This is a genomic window from Micromonospora sp. DT4, from assembly GCF_049841675.1.
Classification (GTDB): Bacteria; Actinomycetota; Actinomycetes; order Mycobacteriales; family Micromonosporaceae; genus Micromonospora.
Genome location: NZ_JBNCKT010000055.1, coordinates 20,310 through 37,275 on the forward strand (window position 1 = coordinate 20,310; position 16,966 = coordinate 37,275).

The 16,966-nt window shown below is 71.2% G+C and carries 17 protein-coding genes; 5 read left to right on the plus strand and 12 right to left on the minus strand.

The features are described from left to right. Window positions 1–112: 112 nt before the first annotated feature. Window positions 113–538, minus strand: a complete 426-nt coding sequence (locus tag ACLQ24_RS17040) for a hypothetical protein (protein ID WP_425892708.1) — start codon at window positions 536–538, stop codon at window positions 113–115. A 588-nt stretch (window positions 539–1,126) separates the two neighbouring features. Between ACLQ24_RS17040 and ACLQ24_RS17045 the strand changes: the two genes are divergently transcribed. Together ACLQ24_RS17045 and ACLQ24_RS17050 are read left to right on the plus strand one after the other, a co-directional pair. Then, window positions 1,127–1,873 (plus strand): GntR family transcriptional regulator, encoded by a 747-nt coding sequence (locus ACLQ24_RS17045; RefSeq protein WP_425892709.1) that lies wholly within the window; start codon window positions 1,127–1,129, stop codon window positions 1,871–1,873. A 328-nt stretch (window positions 1,874–2,201) separates the two neighbouring features. Next, the gene (locus tag ACLQ24_RS17050; RefSeq protein WP_425892710.1) at window positions 2,202–2,531 is read left to right on the plus strand and encodes a hypothetical protein; all 330 of its coding nucleotides are present in this window, start codon (window positions 2,202–2,204) and stop codon (window positions 2,529–2,531) included. 84 nt (window positions 2,532–2,615) lie between these two features. Here the strand turns inward: ACLQ24_RS17050 and ACLQ24_RS17055 are convergent, their stop codons facing one another. The 3 genes from ACLQ24_RS17055 to ACLQ24_RS17065 form a co-directional block, all read right to left on the minus strand. After that, window positions 2,616–2,951, minus strand: coding sequence for a hypothetical protein (locus ACLQ24_RS17055; RefSeq protein WP_425892711.1), 336 nt, complete (start codon window positions 2,949–2,951; stop codon window positions 2,616–2,618). A 349-nt stretch (window positions 2,952–3,300) separates the two neighbouring features. Continuing rightward, window positions 3,301–4,332, minus strand: a complete 1,032-nt coding sequence (locus ACLQ24_RS17060; RefSeq protein ID WP_425892712.1) for a 3-isopropylmalate dehydrogenase — start codon at window positions 4,330–4,332, stop codon at window positions 3,301–3,303. A gap of 250 nt (window positions 4,333–4,582) precedes the next feature. After that, window positions 4,583–4,753 carry a hypothetical protein gene (locus ACLQ24_RS17065; protein WP_425892713.1) on the minus strand — a complete coding sequence of 57 codons (171 nt, stop codon included), beginning with the start codon at window positions 4,751–4,753 and terminating at the stop codon, window positions 4,583–4,585. A gap of 421 nt (window positions 4,754–5,174) precedes the next feature. On the opposite strand from ACLQ24_RS17065, the gene ACLQ24_RS17070 reads away from it, so the two are divergent. Beyond that, the gene (locus ACLQ24_RS17070; RefSeq protein WP_425892714.1) at window positions 5,175–5,531 is read left to right on the plus strand and encodes a hypothetical protein; all 357 of its coding nucleotides are present in this window, start codon (window positions 5,175–5,177) and stop codon (window positions 5,529–5,531) included. Window positions 5,532–5,647: 116 nt separating this feature from the next. On the opposite strand, the gene serA is transcribed toward ACLQ24_RS17070, so the two are convergent. The 5 genes from serA to ACLQ24_RS17095 all read right to left on the minus strand — a co-directional run bounded on the left by serA (window position 5,648) and on the right by ACLQ24_RS17095 (window position 13,740). Then, window positions 5,648–7,246: a phosphoglycerate dehydrogenase gene (serA, locus tag ACLQ24_RS17075; RefSeq protein WP_425892715.1), complete on the minus strand. Its 1,599-nt coding sequence runs from the start codon at window positions 7,244–7,246 to the stop codon at window positions 5,648–5,650. Between the two features lie 433 nt (window positions 7,247–7,679). Beyond that, a complete protein-coding gene (gene ilvC, locus ACLQ24_RS17080; protein ID WP_425892716.1) occupies window positions 7,680–8,693 on the minus strand; it encodes a ketol-acid reductoisomerase in 1,014 nt (337 codons plus the stop codon). 56 nt (window positions 8,694–8,749) lie between these two features. Beyond that, window positions 8,750–9,265, minus strand: a complete 516-nt coding sequence (ilvN, locus tag ACLQ24_RS17085) for an acetolactate synthase small subunit (protein WP_425892717.1) — start codon at window positions 9,263–9,265, stop codon at window positions 8,750–8,752. 54 nt (window positions 9,266–9,319) lie between these two features. Continuing rightward, window positions 9,320–11,200: an acetolactate synthase large subunit gene (locus ACLQ24_RS17090; RefSeq protein ID WP_425892718.1), complete on the minus strand. Its 1,881-nt coding sequence runs from the start codon at window positions 11,198–11,200 to the stop codon at window positions 9,320–9,322. A gap of 185 nt (window positions 11,201–11,385) precedes the next feature. Next, window positions 11,386–13,740 carry a putative bifunctional diguanylate cyclase/phosphodiesterase gene (locus ACLQ24_RS17095; RefSeq protein ID WP_425892725.1) on the minus strand — a complete coding sequence of 785 codons (2,355 nt, stop codon included), beginning with the start codon at window positions 13,738–13,740 and terminating at the stop codon, window positions 11,386–11,388. Between the two features lie 128 nt (window positions 13,741–13,868). Between ACLQ24_RS17095 and ilvD the strand changes: the two genes are divergently transcribed. Beyond that, window positions 13,869–15,716: a dihydroxy-acid dehydratase gene (gene ilvD, locus ACLQ24_RS17100; RefSeq protein ID WP_425892719.1), complete on the plus strand. Its 1,848-nt coding sequence runs from the start codon at window positions 13,869–13,871 to the stop codon at window positions 15,714–15,716. 109 nt (window positions 15,717–15,825) lie between these two features. Here ilvD and ACLQ24_RS17105 read toward each other — a convergent pair whose 3' ends face one another. Then, entirely contained in the window at window positions 15,826–16,104 is a 279-nt protein-coding gene (locus tag ACLQ24_RS17105; RefSeq protein ID WP_425892720.1) for a hypothetical protein, read from the minus strand. Beyond that, window positions 16,101–16,352: a hypothetical protein gene (locus ACLQ24_RS17110; RefSeq protein WP_425892721.1), complete on the minus strand. Its 252-nt coding sequence runs from the start codon at window positions 16,350–16,352 to the stop codon at window positions 16,101–16,103. The genes ACLQ24_RS17105 and ACLQ24_RS17110 overlap by 4 nt, the downstream gene beginning before the upstream one ends. Before the next feature lie 134 nt (window positions 16,353–16,486). On the opposite strand from ACLQ24_RS17110, the gene ACLQ24_RS17115 reads away from it, so the two are divergent. Beyond that, the gene (locus ACLQ24_RS17115; protein ID WP_425892722.1) at window positions 16,487–16,681 is read left to right on the plus strand and encodes a DUF397 domain-containing protein; all 195 of its coding nucleotides are present in this window, start codon (window positions 16,487–16,489) and stop codon (window positions 16,679–16,681) included. 15 nt (window positions 16,682–16,696) lie between these two features. On the opposite strand, the gene ACLQ24_RS17120 is transcribed toward ACLQ24_RS17115, so the two are convergent. After that, the gene (locus ACLQ24_RS17120) at window positions 16,697–16,876 is read right to left on the minus strand and encodes a hypothetical protein (RefSeq protein ID WP_425892723.1); all 180 of its coding nucleotides are present in this window, start codon (window positions 16,874–16,876) and stop codon (window positions 16,697–16,699) included. Window positions 16,877–16,966 lie beyond the last annotated feature (90 nt).

Genomic DNA, 16,966 nt, shown 5'->3' on the forward strand with positions numbered 1-16,966 from the left:
ATACTGTCGGTCATGAGTGCTGGTGAATGGATGCTCAACCCGCCGGAGAACTACCGCAGGGCCGGATGGCGCGACCGCCTACGCCTGGCGTGGGCGCGGCTGCTGCGCCGGGTCACCGCGAGGTCGTGAGCTTGCACTGCACCTGGCCGGCGGCGCGCTCGCGGGCCACCTTCTCCCCATCGTTGATCTGGCAGCGGAACAGGTCGGTACGGTGCCCGGTCGCGGTGATGGTGACCTCGATCTTCAGCCCCGACGTGTAGTCGAGCGTCTGCCGGTAGGGGCCGCTGGCGACCTTCTCCCGGGTGTGGTCGCCTCGAGCGTCGCCGACCTTCGCCGCGCGCACCCACACGTCGTACGGGCCTGTGGCCTCGGTGATCTGGATGGTGACGACGCGCTGCGCCTTCGGGTCGACGTGCTTGTCGCTGGCGGGCCGGTCGCTCTTGACGCCGCCCTCGCCCTCGCAGGCGAGCGCGGCGATCAGCGCGAGCGCGGCGGCTGCGGCCTTGACGCCGCGGCGTGATCGGTGAGGATGGTGCATGGGTCAGACCTCCAGTGTCTGGTCAAGGCCCCGGGCAGGCGCTTGCATCGCCAGGTCCGGGGCCGCTTACGTTCTGGTCCGCAGTTTGCTGGTGGACCAGTTGCCGTGCTGTCGCCGGCGGCAGGCGGCCTGCGGGCAGTCGCACGACCAGCCCAGGTTCTGGGCGGGGATGCGGTCGCCGCCGCAGTCGTGCGGCGAGGTGGCCATGACTCGGGGCAGGCAGCCCAGGCACCGCGACGGACCGGTCGCGGCTGGCCGCGCGGGCGCGGTTTCGATTGGTCCGTCCATCACCTCGGCCGTCCCCGGTCTCTGCGTTGGGGCTGCGGTATCCACCGGAGCCCTTCGTGCTGGACGTAGACCTCTCGGCGGCGCACAGCCGTCCCGTCGTGGCCCAGCTCGTACCCGGTCAGCCAGATCCAGCCCGGGTAAGTCGGCCGGTCGCGGTGGTTGCTGACCGGAGCCGTTCGGTAGCGGGGAGCCATCCCGAAAGCTAGTACACTAGGTACGGTGAGGCAAGACCATCGCGCAAACTTGGCACACCAGGTTGTCTGTGTTCGACTGGGCGGGCTGACCGGAGGTTGTACCCACATGGCTAAGACGCCCGCCTATTTGGCGATCGCCGCCGAGCTGCGCGCCCAGATCCAATCGGGTGCGCTGCCCGCCGGCGCGAAGCTGCCCAGCGAAACCAAGCTCATGCAGCAGTACGGCGTGAGCCGCACCGTGGCGAAGTGGGCCATCAGCGTCTTGAAGGCGGAGCAGCTCGTCGAGGGCAGGGCCGGATCCGGTGTCTACGTCCGGTCGACCCGCCAGCTCGTCCGCCAGGCCCACGGCCGCGAGCTGCGCGCCGCACCCGGCCCGACGTCGCCGTTCGCTCGGGACGCGGCCCGGGCCGGCCAGCGCGGGACGTGGGAGCACGACAGCCGGCACGCCGTGGCCGACGAGCAGATCGCCGTACGGCTCGGCATCGAGCCCGGTGCGGCGCTCATGCGGACGAGCTACCGGTTCCTGGCCGACGGTGAGCCGATCCAGCTGTCGACGTCGTACGAGCCGCTGAGCATCACCGGCGGCACCGTCGTGGAGTGGCCCGAAGACGGCGCCGCTGTCGGTGTGGTGGCCAGGATGGACGCGATCGGTGTGCACATCGACGAGTTCGAAGAGCGCATCAACTCGCGGCCGGCATCCGAAGCCGAGGTGACCGTGCTCGGCCTGCCGTCCCGGGCGGACGTCTACGAGATCAACCGGACGTACTTCGCCGACGGCTTGGCCGTCGAGACGGCGGACATCGTGCTGCCGCGCGGTCGGTACGAGCTGGTGTACCGGATCCCGGTGACCTGACGGGCGGTCAGCGCAGCGCCGGCGCGGGCGTATTTGTCGAAGATCGTGATTCTTGGCGTCCTGCGTGAGATTGGGCATCACCCCACCGCGCACAGTAGCCACGGTCATCTATTTGCGCCTGCTACTCGCGGTCACCGACGGCGCCTAGCCATGCGTCACACCGGCTACAACGCGTCGCCCCGTAGCACATCAGTGAGTGAGGCGGGCGCCGGCCGGCCGGGTGCTCGGCCCGGTCACGCGCGACTCGGCCGGTCAGCCCTTCCGTCCCGTCGGCGGGACGGTGTCTCATGGGCTCTCCCCCATGATCACCATACCAAGGGAGCCCCAGATGCCCGATCACGCTGTGGTGTTCGTCCCCGCGTACCTCGCCACCCCTGAGGCGTTTTCTGCCGCTGCCACGCCCTGCATTGAGCGCGTGGAGGCGTGCGGGTACGTGTTCGGCCGTGTCGTCCGTACCTGGGACGACGCGCTGCGCATGACGCGAGACGGCCGGGCCGACGTCGTCGTGGTGGCGAGTCTGTCTCTACTGCCGCACGACCGGCGCCCGCGGGTCGAGTCGGCCACCGACCCGGTGCGCCCGTCCGAGTCGTCGAGTCGCCACGTGGTGCCGCCGGAGGTTATGCGGCAGAAGTCGCGCCGGCCGCGCCGCGTGAGCTGAGCGAGCACGGTTCACGGCGAGCGCCCCGGACCACCCAAGCAGGGGGAGGGTGGTCCGGGGCGCTCGGTCGTCTGGGGCGGGAGGTCAGATCGGCAGTGGCAGCGCGTGTACCGCCGCCGCTTTCGCGCCACCGATCGTCGCCACGTATACCGAGGCGGTGTTCGGCGAGGCGTGGCCCAGCAGCTCCTGCGTCACCCGGATGTCGCCGTCGGCCGCCTGGTGTACGTAGGTGCCGTGCCAGTGCCGCAGCCGGTGCATCGACACCGTCTTGTGGCCCAGCGTCTGCTGGAGGTGGTAGTTGGCGCGCTCCTGGACCTGGACGCGGTTAGCGTGCGAGTCGTCCCGGTTGCGGGCGATCGGCCCGGCGGGCAGGCCCTGCACCGCCGCCCACACTGCGGGGTCGATCGTTAGGGTGCGCATGGCTCGGACCTCCGATGTCCGATCAGGCGTCCGGTGTGCGGCGATGCCCCGCCGCCCCGGGCGCGTCACTGTGTGGTGTCGATGCTGTGACGGTGCGCGCGGTGCGGCTATCGGCCAGCGGGCCGATCAATCCGGGTCAGGCGGCGGCGGTTCGGCGGTCCGGATGAGGTCGGGTGGGTGCTGCCGGCGGCGGGTCGGCCCTTCGGCCGAGTGGGGGCGGCGCGGGGCTTCGGGGGCACCCAAAGGGATGAGGGGTCCGAACGGTCGTTCAGAAGGTAGCGCCGCTCGGGACCGGGTGGACTGCCCGGACAGGCGGATACCGCCCCGGCCGAGAAGCGGCCCGGGGCGGTCAGGCTACGGCGTGGGCGGCGAGCCGGTCGCCGACCTCGGCCGTCCGCAGCGCCGCGCCCGGGGTACGGCCGGCAAGCTCGGCGGCGACCGCCGCGTTGACCCGGGCCGCCGCCTCGGCGTGCCCGAACTGCTCCAGCAGCAGCGCCACGGAGAGCACCGCGGCCACCGGGTCGGCGATGCCCTGCCCGGCGATGTCCGGCGCGGAGCCGTGCACCGGCTCGAACATCGAGGGGTACGCGCCCTCGGGGTTGATGCAGCCACTGGCGGCCAGCCCGATGCCGCCGGTGACGGCGGCGGCGATGTCGGTGAGGATGTCGCCGAAGAGGTTGTCGGTGACCACCACGTCGTAGCGCTGCGGCTGGGTAACCAGGAACATCGCGGCAGCGTCAACGTGCTGGTACTCCGTCGCGACGTCGGGGTGCTCGGCGGCGACCGCCGCGAAGGCGCGCGACCACAGCGACCCGGCATGGGTCAGCACGTTGGTCTTGTGCACCAGCGTGACCTTGCGCCGCTCCCGACGACCGGCCCGCGCGAACGCGTCGCGGATCACCCGCTCCACGCCGTGCCGCGTGTTCAGGCTCTCCTCCGTGGCGACCTCGGCGGGCGTGTCGCGGTGCAACGTCCCGCCGGCACCGGCATACAGCCCCTCGGTGCCCTCGCGGACCACCACCAGGTCGACCTCGCCGGGCTTCACGCTGCCCAGCGGACCGGCGACGCCGGGCCAGAGCCGCGAGGGACGCAGGTTGACGTACTGGTCGAAGGCGAACCGGAGCTTGAGCAGCAGGCCGCGCTCCAGGACACCGGGCGGCACCGTGGGGTCACCCACCGCGCCGAGCAGGATCGCGTCGTGGCCGGCCAGCTCGGTCAGCACCGAGTCGGGCAGGACCTCTCCGGTACGGTGCCAGCGGGCGGCGCCGAGGTCGTACTCGGTGGCCTGCACACCGGGGAGCACCGCGTCGAGGACCTTGCGGGCCTGCGCGACCACCTCGGGCCCGATGCCGTCCCCGGCCACCACCGCGATCCGCGTCACGCCCACTCTCCCCACGCTCGGACTGCCCTGTCCGGCAACGGTACGTTGCCGTCCCGCCCCCCGGTACGATGCGCCCAACATATGAGACGAACTGATGCACAGCACCCTCTCAGCTGGGACTCATGTAGCGATCATGTCCGCTGCCCACGGTAGGGGTCAGCGGGTCAGGGGGCCCGCGAACGGTGGTCGTGACGACGCGACGTGAACCGCGAGGGGGCGGTAGCCCGGTTCCCGAGCAGGGCTCCGGACACTAGCGAGCCGTGCTGGGATCCGGCACGGTGACCCGTGCCGGGGTCCGCGCCCCGAAGACGGTGGCGACCAGGTCGCGCACCGTGTGCACCCCCACGTCGATCCCCTTGCCGGGCGGAAGTTGGTACATCACGGCGACGACGTAGCGCTGGTCGTCACCGGCGAAGCCCACCGCAGCCCTGGCGGGTCTCGTCGTCTGAGAACCGCGCGGCGTTGGTCACGGCGGCCGATCATGGCCGCACGGCCGGACGCGCAGTCGCACCAGAGACCCGTCGACCGCCTCGCGTCACCCGGATTGCGATCGGCCCCCACGGCCTCGGCAACGGCTGTGGGGGCCGGTCGGCGACGAGTGCGCGTGGCTCGCACAATCGAGGGGTGCGGACCGGTCGGGCCGGACGTCGGCCGCGCCACCCGAAGACGGGCCGGCGCCACGGCCTGGCGGCCAGTAACCGCAGTCGTACGCTAGCGAATCGACGCAACTCGACGCAAGAGTCTCCACAGCGGACTCCTTCGGACGGAATGCGGCGACTCGGCGATTGGCCTGCGGCGAGGCAGTTTCGACATGGGGAACGACGGATGGCACGCTGTCCGCCGTGAGTTTCGATCTGAGTGTGTGGGCCCTGGAGGACGGGGCGACGCCCGAGGACGTGCGGGCAGCGGTCGAGGGTTGCCGGCAGGGGCGGCACGTGGACCGATACCCGGACCCGCGCGTCGTCGGCTTCTACCGGGCGATCACCGCGTCCTATCCGGACCGTCGCCCCGGCCCGGACAGCCCCTGGGCAATCGCGCCGCTGCACGCCGCCCACGATCACGTCGAGCTGAACCTGCACCCGACCTGCGCGGACCAGGTGCTGCTGGACATCGAGCGGCTGGCCGGGGAGCACGGGTTGATGCTCTTCGACCCCCAGGACGGCTCGGTCTACCCGCCCCCGGCCCGACTGCCGAACTGACCACTACCCGGGGCGAAACACCTCCCGGCGTACGACGAAGGGGCCCGGCGCTGTCGCCAGGCCCCCCGTGGTGCTGCCGTCTGTGCCGCGACCGCCTGTCGCGCTGCGGCGACGGACTACTCGTCGCGCAGGTCCGCCGCGCTGGCGGCGGTCGCACCGATCGAGTCGGCCGCCGAGGTCAGCAGGTCGGCGCCGAGCGCCTGGTCGACGGTGAGGGTCATCAGCGTCTCGCCGCCCGCCTCGCGCCGGGCCACCTGCATCGCGGCGATGTTGATACCCGACTCGCCCAGCAGGGTGCCGACGGTACCGACGACACCCGGCCGGTCGGCGTAGCGCAGGAACAGCAGAATGCCCTCGGCGGCGATCTCCACGTCGAAACCGTCCACTTCGGTCAGCCGGGGGACGTCACGGGCGCCCGTGTGGTTGACCGTGCCGGAGACGCTGACCGCCCGGCCGTCCGGCAGAGCGCCGCGCACCGTGACCAGGGTGGGCTGGTCGGCCGTCTCGGCCTGACTGTCCAGAGTGACCTCGACGCCGCGCTCGGCCGCCAGGTGCGGTGCGTTGACGTAGGTGACCTGATCCTCGACCACCGAGCTGAACAGGCCCTTCGTCGCGGCCAGCTTGAGCACCGACACGTCGTGGCTGACGACCTCGCCGCGAACCTCGACGGTGACGCTGGCCGCGACCCCGCCGGCGACGGCGGTGAAGGCGCGACCCAGCTTCTCGGCCAGCGGCAGCAGCGGGCGGACGTCCTCGGCGACCACGCCGCCGGCCTGGACGTTCACCGCGTCCGGAACGAACTCGCCCTGCAACGCCAGCTTCACACTCTTGGCCACCGCCAGGCCGGCCTTGTCCTGCGCCTCGTGCGTGGAGGCGCCCAGGTGCGGGGTGGCCACCACGTTGTCGAAGGCGAACAGCGGCGAGGAGGTGCAGGGCTCCTTGGAGTACACGTCGACGCCGGCGCCGGCGACCCGCCCCTCCGCGATAGCGTCGGCGAGCGCCTGCTCGTCGACCAGACCGCCACGTGCGGCGTTCACGATGCGGACGCCGGGCTTGACGAGCGCCAGCTCCTTCTCGCCGATCAGGCCGACCGTCTCCGGGGTCTTCGGCAGGTGGATCGAGATGAAGTCGCTCTCGCGCAGCAGCTCCTCGAGCCCGACCAGGCGTACGCCGAGCTGCGCGGCACGGGCCGGCTGGATGTACGGGTCGTACGCGATCAGCCGGGTGCCGAACGCGGCGATGCGCTGCGCGAAGAGCACCCCGATGCGGCCCAGCCCGACCACGCCGACGGTCTTGCCCTGCACCTCGACACCCGTGTACTTGGACCGCTTCCACTCGCCCGCCTTGAGCGCCGCGCTGGCGCTGGCGGTGTTGCGGGCCACGGCGAGCAGCAGTGCGACGGCCTGCTCGGCGGCGGAGACGATGTTCGAGGTGGGTGCGTTGACGACCATGACGCCCCGCGCGGTGGCTGCCGGCACCTCGACGTTGTCGAGTCCGACGCCGGCGCGGGCGACCACCTTGAGTCGCGGCGCGGCAGCGACCGCCTCGGCGTCGATCTGGGTCGCGCTGCGCACGATGACGGCGTCGGCCTTGGAGAGCGCCGAGAGCAGGGCCGGACGGTCGGTACCGTCGACGTGACGGACGTCGAAGTCGTGGGCGAGCACCTCGATGGCGGCGGGGGCGAGTTCTTCGGCGATCAGTACGACAGGATTCATCGGTCCTCGTAGAGGTCGTGTTTGCGATCGGCGCGGGTGGCGGGGCGCCGCACTGCACCCCGTCCTGATCCGTGCCGTGGCCGGCAGGTGCCGGCTCAGCGCACCTACCCGCGATCGTAGGGGCCGCACTGGCCGGCGTGTTCCGGTCTTCGGGGTGAGTGCCCTCACACGCGCTGTCGAACGATGGACATCACCCGTTCACCACAGCGAAACCGTCGTGGCGCGCCTTGCTCACGGGGTCCGGCTTGGCACTGCGGTGAGCGACATGCCTCACAGGTATGAATATGACTCCCTGGTATACGGCTCACCAGCGGCACTCCCGCCCGAGGCAGTGCCGAGGCCGCTACCGGCGCAGGCGCAATGTCGACGGCCCCGGGTCGCGCTGGGGAGAGCGCGGCCCGGGGCCGTCGGAGACTGTCGTCTGGCCGAGCGATCAGGCGGTTTCGGTGATCGGGCGGTCGACCCAGCTCATCATGCCGCGCAGCTTCTTACCGGTCTCCTCGATCGGGTGCGCCGCGCCCTCGGCCCGCCACTTGGCGAAGTTGGGGCGGCCCGCCTCGTCCTCGGCGACCCACTCGTGGGCGAACTCGCCGGACTGGATCTCACCGAGGATCTTGCGCATCTCCTCCTTGACCCGGGCGTCCACGATGCGCGGACCACGGGACAGGTCGCCGTACTCGGCGGTGTCGGAGATGCTGTAACGCATCTTCGCGATGCCGCCCTCGTACATGAGGTCGACGATCAGCTTCAGCTCGTGCAGGCACTCGAAGTAGGCCACCTCCGGCGCGTAGCCCGCCTCGGTGAGCACCTCGAAACCGGCCTGCACCAGGGCGGTCGCGCCGCCGGCGAGCACCGCCTGCTCACCGAAGAGGTCGGTCTCGGTCTCCTCGGTGAAGGTGGTCTTGATCGCGCCGGCCCGGGTGCCGCCGATCGCCTTGGCGTACGCCAGGGCGAGCGCGAACGCGTTGCCGCTGGCGTCCTGCTCGACGGCGACCAGGACGGGCACGCCCTTGCCGTCGACGTACTGGCGACGCACCAGGTGGCCGGGGCCCTTCGGCGCCACCATCGCCACGTCCACCTCGGCGGGGGGCTTGACGAGCCCGTAGCGGATGTTGAACCCGTGGCCGAAGAAGATCGCCTTGCCCGGGGCCAGGTGCGGGGCGATCGACTCGGTGTAGATCTTGCGCTGGGCGGTGTCCGGCGCAAGCACCATGATCACGTCCGCCTCGGCCGCGGCCTCTGCCGGCGTGACCACCCGCAGGCCCTGCTCCTCGGCCTTGGGACGGCTCTTCGAGCCCTCCGGCAGACCGATCACCACGTCGACGCCGGAGTCGCGCAGCGACAGCGCGTGGGCGTGGCCCTGGCTGCCGTAGCCGATCACCGCGACCTTCTTGGCCTGGATCAGGCCGAGGTCGGCATCGTCGTCGTAGTAAACCTCAACACTCATGAGAACTTCCCTTTCGTACGACGGCCTGAATGCTCGTCGTGGTCTGTGCGGATGGGTCAGGCGGCCCGCAGCACGGGACCGGCGGTGATCGAACGCGAGCCGCGCCCGATGGCCACGAGTCCGGACTGAACCATTTCCTTGATGCCGAAGGACTCGAGGTCGCGCAGCAGCGCGTCGAGCTTGTCCGGCGTGCCGGTGGCCTCGATGGTGAGCGTGTCCGGTGCGACGTCCACCACCCGGGCGCGGAACAGGTTGACGGTCTCCAGCACCTGGGACCGTGCGGCACGGTCGGCGCGGACCTTCACCAGCAGCAACTCCCGGGCGACCGAGACCTGCGGATCCAGTTCAACGATCTTGAGTACGTTGACCAGCTTGTTGAGCTGCTTCGTGACCTGCTCCAGCGGGGACGACTCCGCGTTGACCACGATGGTGATCCGGGAGACGTCCGGGTTCTCGGTCTCGCCGACCGCGAGGCTGTCGATGTTGAACCCGCGCCGGGAGAACAGGCCGGAGACCCGGGCGAGCACGCCGGGCTTGTTCTCCACCAGCACGGACAGGGTGTGCATCGTCACTGCGTCTCCTTCGTCATGCCCTCATGGCCCTCGCTGCGCTCGGCGCATTCATGACTAGATGTCGTCCTCGTCGAAAACCGGGCGGACGTCGCGGGCGAACATGATCTCGTCGTTACTGGTGCCGGCGGCGACCATCGGCCAGACCATGGCGTCCTTGCCGACCACGAAGTCGATCACCACAGGGACGTCGTTGATCTCCATGGCGGCGGCGATGGTCTTGTCCACGTCGTCGGCGGTCTCGCAGCGCAGCCCCACGCAGCCCAACGCCTCGGCGAGCTTGACGAAGTCGGGAATGCGGTGCTTGTGGGTGCCCAGCTCGGTGTTGGAGTAGCGCTCGTTGTAGAACAGCGTCTGCCACTGCCGCACCATGCCGAGGTTACCGTTGTTGATCACGGCGATCTTGACCGGGATGCCCTCCAGCGCGCAGGTCGCCAACTCCTGGTTGGTCATCTGGAAGCAGCCGTCGCCGTCGATCGCCCACACCACCGTGTCGGGCTTGCCGACCTTCGCGCCCATGGCCGCCGGCACCGCGTAACCCATCGTGCCGAGACCGCCGGAGTTCAACCAGGTGTACGGCTTCTCGTAGGAGATGAACTGGGACGCCCACATCTGGTGCTGTCCCACCCCGGCCACGAAGATCGTGTCGGGGCCGACGATCTCCCCCAACCGCTTGATCACGTACTGCGGGGAGAGCGTGCCGTCGGCCGGCTCGTCGTAGCCCAGCGGATAGCGGTTCCGCAGGTCGTCGAGCTGGGTCCACCAGTCGCCCAGGTCGGCGACGCGGCCCCCCGCACGCTCGACGGTCACCGCGGCGATCAGCTCGTCGATGACGTGCTTGGCGTCACCGACGATCGGGACGTCCGCGTGCCGGTTCTTGCCGATCTCGGCGGGGTCGATGTCGGCGTGCACCACCGTGGCGTCCAGGGCGAACGAGTCGACCTTGCCGGTGACCCGATCGTCGAACCGTGCGCCCAGGGCGACGATCAGGTCGGCCTTCTGGAGGCCGTACACGGCGGCGACAGTGCCGTGCATGCCGGGCATCCCCAGGTGCTGCGGGTGCGAGTCGGGGAACGCCCCGAGCGCCATCAGCGTGGTGATGACCGGGATGCCGGTCAGGTCGGCGAGTCGACGCAGCCCGTCGGTGGCGCCGGCCTTGAGCACCCCGCCGCCCACGTAGAGGACCGGCCGGCGGGCGCCGGCCATCAACCGGGCCGCCTCGCGGATCTGCTTGCCGTGCGGGTGCAGGGTCGGCCGGTAGCCGGGCAGGTCCAGCGTGGGCGGCCAGGTGAAGGTGGTCGACGCCTGGAGCACGTCCTTGGGGATGTCGACCAGCACCGGACCGGGCCGACCGGTGCTGGCCAGGTGGAACGCCTCGGCCAACACCTGCGGGATCTCCTCGGCGGTCTGCACGAGGAAGTTGTGCTTGGTGATCGGCAGCGTGATGCCCTGGATGTCCGCCTCCTGGAAGGCGTCGGTGCCGATCGACGGGCGGGCCACCTGACCGGTGATCGCCACCATCGCCACCGAGTCCATGTACGCGTCGGCGATCGGCGTCACCAGGTTGGTCGCGCCCGGGCCGGAGGTCGCGATGCAGACGCCGACCTTGCCGGTGGCCTGCGCGTACCCGGTCGCCGCGTGCCCGGCGCCCTGCTCGTGACGGACCAGGATGTGCCGGACGGTGGAGTCGTAGAGCGGGTCGTACGCCGGCAGGATCGCGCCGCCCGGGATGCCGAAGACGACGTCGACGTCGAGCGCCTCCAGCGACCGCACCAGCGAGCTGGCGCCGGAGACCTGGGCCGGAGCGGATGTCCGTACGGCCGGAACTGCCGGCGTGGCCGCGGCGCGCGCGGCGGCGGGGTCGGCGGCGGCCGGGTCGGCGGACGCGCGGGCCCGCCGGGCGGTGTGGGCGAGGGTCTCGGGCGTGGGTCTCGTCATGGTGGTTCTGGCCTTCGGCTGGAGTGGCTGGGGCTTGTTCAGCGATGCGACGTGGGCGTGGGCCCGTCGCGACAGGTTCCGACGGCAACAAAAACGGCCCTCGTGCAGATGCACGGGGCCAGCGCACTCTCGACGGGGGAGAGTGCGCTCAGATAAGTACTCGCAGCGACCGGTATGACATGCGGCTAAGCCTGACGCATCTCACGCGATGAGTCAACTGATCCCACATGTTGGTTAACCGAGGGCGGCGCGTCGGCCGACGGCGCGCCGCCAGCAGGCGGCATGACCTGCCCGGACCCGCCGGAATCCCGGCGCTGGGCGGGCAGCGGGCCGGGGCGCGCGCCGGGCGAGGTGGCCGCCTCCAGCATCGCCTCCAGGTGCTCGGCGGGCACCCCCCAGCCGAACAGCGCGCCCTGCCCGAACCGGCAACCCGCGGCGACCACCGCGGCCAACTCGGTCGGCGTGGTGACCCCCTCGGCGATGACCTCCATGCCCAACTGGTGGCCCAGCCGCATGACGATGTCGACCATGGGCGCGAACGCCGGGCCGTCCTGGTCCGCCGGACGGACCGGCTCGTGCTCGGCCACCAGGCTGTGGTCGATCTTCAGGATGTCGATGGGCAGCTGGCGCAGTTGCCCCAGGGACGAGTACCCGGCGCCGAAGTCGTCCAGCGCGATCCGTACGCCGGTCAGCCGCAGCGCGGTCAGCCGCCGGATCAGCTCGTCCAGATCGGTGGCGACCGCGTGCTCGGTGACCTCCAGCACCAGCCGCTGCGGCGGTACGTGGTGGGCGCGCAGGGCCTCGGCGACCTGGACCACGTACTCCCGGGCGTGCAGTTCGCGCGGCGAGACGTTCACCGAGACCCAGACGTCGTGCCCGTCGGCCAGCCAACGGGAGAGCTGGTAGCAGGCCTGGTGCAACACCCAGGCGCCGAGTGTGGCGATCATGCCGCACTCCTCGGCGAGCGGGATGAACTCGTCCGGGCGGACGTTGCCCAGCTCGGGATGGTGCCAGCGGAGCAGCGCCTCGGCGCCGACCGGCCGTACCGACGGCAGCGACGCCACCGGCTGGAAGGCCAGCCGCAGCTCGTCGCGTTCGATCGCGCCCCGCAGCTCGTGCTCCACGGTGGTGCGCCGACGCAGCAACTGGTCGTACGCCGCGTCGTAGCGCTCGATCCGGTTCTTGCCACGTTGCTTGGCGTAGCGCAGCGCCAGATCGGCGTGGCGCAGCAGCAACTCCACGTCCGGCTCGGAGGACCACCCGGCCACACCGATGCTCACGGAGAGGAAGATCGGGCCCTCCGGCTGGTCGTACGGCCGGTTGAGCACCCCGAGCAACCGCTCGGCCACCCGGTCGGCCTCGGCGGGCCGGGCCGGCATGAGCACGGCGAACTCGTCGCCGCCGAGCCGGGCCGCCACGTCGCCCGGGCGCAGGTTGCCGCGCAGCCGGCGGCCCACCTCGGCCAGCACGGCGTCACCCACGTCGTGGCCACGCATGTCGTTGACGTTCTTGAAGCCGTCCAGGTCCAGACCGAGCAGGACGCACGGCGTGCCCGCCGCCGCGCCCTCGTGCAGCGCCCGCAGCAGCCCGCGCCTGTTGGCCAACGACGTCAACGGGTCGGTGTGCGCCAGCTCACGAAAGTGCGCCTCCCGCTCGACCAGCCGGCCGGCGTAGTCCCGGACGTCCTTGAGGGTGAGGTACTGCCGCGCGACCAGAGCGAAGCCCTCCACGCTGCCGGCGAGGATGCCCGGCGCGGTGAAGCGGCCGTCCTGGAGCAGGTGGTACATCGCGGAGGCCGCCATCGCCAGCATCGGGGCGAGCGCGTACTCCCCGTCACGACCGACCAGGTCCAGAGCGACCTCGCCCGGCTGGTCGAACCGGCGCACCGCGAGCGCGACGGTCAGCAGACCGGCGGACAGCACCGCCGCGCCGGTGAGCGCCATGGTCGGCCCGGCCTGACAGAGCCCCGCGCTGAGGCCCAACCCGCCGCAGCTCACCGCGGTGATGCCGGTCGCGAGCACGGCCAGCCGGTGACGCGGTGCGGCGGCCCGGAACACGACGATCACGGCGAGGCCGGCGCCGAGCGCGGCGCTCACCGTCGTCACCAGGATCGCCGGGCAGGCCATCGGGGTGGCGGCGCCGAGCAGCCGGGTCGGCTCGGAGAAGAGCACCCAGCCGACGAACCACAGCGCCGCCGCCACGGTGACGGCGTCCAGCGTGAGCCGGGCGGTCCCCGCGGCGGTGGCGGCGACCCCCGGCAGCCGGAGCAGTCCGGACGCGAAGGCCAGGCCGGCCACCGCCATACCGATCGCCGCCGCCGTGGCCCAGCCCGTGCGCTGCCCCTGCTCGTGGGCCCAGTGGTCGCTCGCCGACAGCACCGCCGCGACCCCGGCCAGCAGGCTGACCACTGACACACCCGCGGCGGCCGCGAACAGCACGTGTGCCGGTCGGCATGGTCCGGTCCGCCCCCGGGCGACCACGGTCAGCAGCGCGGTGGCCGCAGCCGCGACCAGCCCGCTCAGCGCCGCGACGGCGACCATGCCCGGGGGGAGATGCACGACACAAGAGTGCCGGATGAGCGCACGTCGTGGGAGACCGGATGTGCATCTGTTGGGACACGGCCCATCTCCCCAGGGGCCCGGGCGGTGGCGGTGTCATGCTGGTACGCATGCCTGAGCTGCGATCGAGGACGTCCACACACGGTCGGACGATGGCCGGCGCCCGGGCCCTCTGGCGGGCCACCGGGATGACCGACGACGACTTCGGCAAGCCGATCGTCGCCATCGCCAACAGTTTCACCCAATTCGTGCCTGGTCACGTACACCTGAAGGACATGGGCGGCCTGGTCGCCGACGCGGTGGCCGAGGCCGGCGGCGTCGGGCGGGAGTTCAACACGATCGCGGTCGACGACGGCATCGCGATGGGCCACGGCGGCATGCTCTACTCCCTGCCCAGCCGCGAGTTGATCGCCGACGCGGTGGAGTACATGGTCAACGCGCACTGCGCGGACGCCCTGGTCTGCATCTCGAACTGCGACAAGATCACCCCCGGGATGCTGCTGGCCGCACTGCGCCTCAACATCCCGACCGTCTTCGTCTCCGGCGGGCCGATGGAGGCCGGCAAGACGGCGGCGATCGAGGGCATCGTCCACAGTAAGATCGACCTGATCGACGCGATGATCGCCTCGTCCAACGAGGCCGTCACCGACGACCAGCTCGGCGAAATCGAGCGCTCCGCCTGCCCCACCTGCGGTTCCTGCTCCGGCATGTTCACCGCCAACTCGATGAACTGCCTCACCGAGGCCATCGGGCTCGCGCTCCCCGGCAACGGTTCGACGCTGGCCACCCACGCCGCGCGACGGTCACTGTTCGTCGAGGCCGGCCGCACCGTCGTGGACATCGCCAAGCGGTGGTACGACGGTGACGACGACTCCGTGCTGCCCCGCACCGTCGCCTCCCGGAAGGCCTTCGAGAACGCGGTCGCCCTGGACGTGGCCATGGGCGGCTCCACCAACACGGTGCTGCACCTGCTCGCCGCCGCCCGCGAGGCGGAACTGGACTTCGGCGTCGCCGACATCGACGCGATCTCCCGGCGGGTGCCGTGCCTGGCGAAGGTGGCGCCGAACTCCCCGAAGTACCACATGGAGGACGTGCACCGCGCCGGTGGCATCCCCGCGATCCTCGGCGAGCTGGACCGGGCCGGGCAGCTCAACCGGGACGTCCACGCCGTGCACTCCCCCTCGCTGGCCCAGTGGCTGACCGACTGGGACGTGCGCGGTGGCTCGCCGACGCCGGAGGCGGTCGAGCTGTTCCACGCGGCGCCGGGCGGGGTGCGTACCGTCGAGCCCTTCTCCACCACCAACCGCTGGTCGTCGCTGGACACCGACGCCGGCGAGGGCTGCATCCGCGACCGCGAGCACGCGTACTCCGCCGACGGCGGCCTCGCCATCCTGCACGGCAACCTGGCCCCGGACGGCTGCGTCGTGAAGACCGCCGGCGTGCCGGACGACTGCCTGACCTTCCGCGGCCCGGCGAAGGTCTACGAGTCGCAGGACGACGCCGTCACCGCGATCCTCGCCAAGGAGGTCGTCGCCGGGGACGTCGTGGTGATCCGCTACGAGGGCCCCAAGGGCGGCCCCGGCATGCAGGAGATGCTCTACCCCACCTCGTTCCTGAAGGGTCGCGGGTTGGGCCGGTCCTGCGCGCTGCTCACCGACGGTCGCTTCTCCGGCGGCACGTCCGGCCTCTCCATCGGGCACGCCTCCCCCGAGGCCGCCTCCGGAGGACTGATCGCGCTGGTCCGCGAGGGCGACGAGATCGTCATCGACATCCCGGGCCGGTCGATCAACCTCAACGTGCCGGAGGACGAGCTGGAGGCACGACGGGTGGCCGAGGAGAAGCGCGACAAGCCGTACACCCCGACGGACCGGCAGCGTCCGGTGTCGGCGGCGCTGCGCGCGTACGCCTCGATGGCCACCTCGGCCAGCGACGGCGCCTACCGCCGCGTCCCGGAGTAAGCCCGCGCGTGGCCTCTTGATCAACGCGACTTCGCCGATGTCGCGGTATCCGCTCGATGGGATGCCACGACATCGGCGATCTCGTGTGGATCAATGCCGTCGACAGGCCTCATAAGCACCACCGGTCGCGCAGGTCGGGAACTTCGGCGAGGAGGCGTACGCCGTCGGCGTCATGGCGGTACACGGCGCAGCCAGCGCGGGTGAAGCGCACGGTGACCGCCTGCCCCGCGCCACGACACTGGTCGCAGTTCCGGTACGCCTCCCGGCGCGGCCCGAACACGTCGTCGTCGGCGAGGAACCGGTCGCCGTAGGTGGGGCACCGGCACGGCTCCAGCGTGAAGGTCATCCCGTCGCAGTCCGGGCAGACGACGAGCGGCACGGCGGTCACCGACACCGCTGGGCCGTGCAGTCGCCGTCGTGCTCGACGCGCCGCACGCATCGCCGGCCGCCGTCGAGCGGCAGGTCGCAGAACACCCGATGGCGTACGCCCTGGGCGTCCTCGGCGGACACGGTGGTCTCTCCTGGGTCCACCTCGGGCAGGAAGCTCAACGAGCGGCCCAGGGTGCCGGCGAAGTGCTGGGCGGCCGGCAGGTCGGCGGCGGTGAACGGCAGGTGCGCCACCCACCGGGCGCTCACCGGCGGGCCGCCAGCTGACGGAGAAATGCGCGCACGAAGCAGCACCGAGAAGGTCTGGGCAAGCTTGCTGTCACTCGCCCTTGATGAGGGACAATCGTTCCAACTGATCAATAAGATCATCGGGGAGGTTCACCGTGGTTGACCTGACCAGCGCCCACTGGCGCAAGAGCACCCGCAGCGCGGGCAACGGCGGCGAGTGTGTCGAAGTTGCCGACAATCTGCCCGGCATCGTCGCCGTACGCGACAGCAAGGACCCGCACGGCCCGGCCCTCACCTTCGCTCCCGCCGTCTGGGCCACGTTCGTCACAGCGACCGCCACCATCCGCTGAGGCTTTCGGTGGGTGTCACGGGAGTCGCCCGGACACCCACCCGCCTTCGGGGCTGCGCTTCAGGGAGGGTTCGTTAACGTGCGACCGCAGCGCGCTGTTGATGTCCGTGTCTCGGCTGGCGGCGGTGCGCTCCAACACGTCGTACACGTCGTCATCAACCTCCACCGTGCGGGACCCGGGACTTTGGTCGGCCATAGTTGGCTCCTTGTGACAGCGATCGGCGTGGTGCCCGGTCGGGCATCAGGATCAATCCACGCTGACCTCGACGCGGCGATCAAGCCTGGC

Coding starts and splice junctions, on each gene's coding strand:
- ACLQ24_RS17040 (WP_425892708.1), bottom strand. CDS start 538: ATGCACCATCCTCACCGATCACGCCGCGGCGTCAAGGCCGCAGCCGCC.
- ACLQ24_RS17045 (WP_425892709.1), top strand. CDS start 1,127: ATGGCTAAGACGCCCGCCTATTTGGCGATCGCCGCCGAGCTGCGCGCC.
- ACLQ24_RS17050 (WP_425892710.1), top strand. CDS start 2,202: ATGCCCGATCACGCTGTGGTGTTCGTCCCCGCGTACCTCGCCACCCCT.
- ACLQ24_RS17055 (WP_425892711.1), bottom strand. CDS start 2,951: ATGCGCACCCTAACGATCGACCCCGCAGTGTGGGCGGCGGTGCAGGGC.
- serA (WP_425892715.1), bottom strand. CDS start 7,246: ATGAATCCTGTCGTACTGATCGCCGAAGAACTCGCCCCCGCCGCCATC.
- ilvC (WP_425892716.1), bottom strand. CDS start 8,693: ATGAGTGTTGAGGTTTACTACGACGACGATGCCGACCTCGGCCTGATC.
- ACLQ24_RS17090 (WP_425892718.1), bottom strand. CDS start 11,200: ATGACGAGACCCACGCCCGAGACCCTCGCCCACACCGCCCGGCGGGCC.
- ACLQ24_RS17095 (WP_425892725.1), bottom strand. CDS start 13,740: ATGGTCGCCGTCGCGGCGCTGAGCGGGCTGGTCGCGGCTGCGGCCACC.
- ilvD (WP_425892719.1), top strand. CDS start 13,869: ATGCCTGAGCTGCGATCGAGGACGTCCACACACGGTCGGACGATGGCC.
- ACLQ24_RS17120 (WP_425892723.1), bottom strand. CDS start 16,876: ATGGCCGACCAAAGTCCCGGGTCCCGCACGGTGGAGGTTGATGACGAC.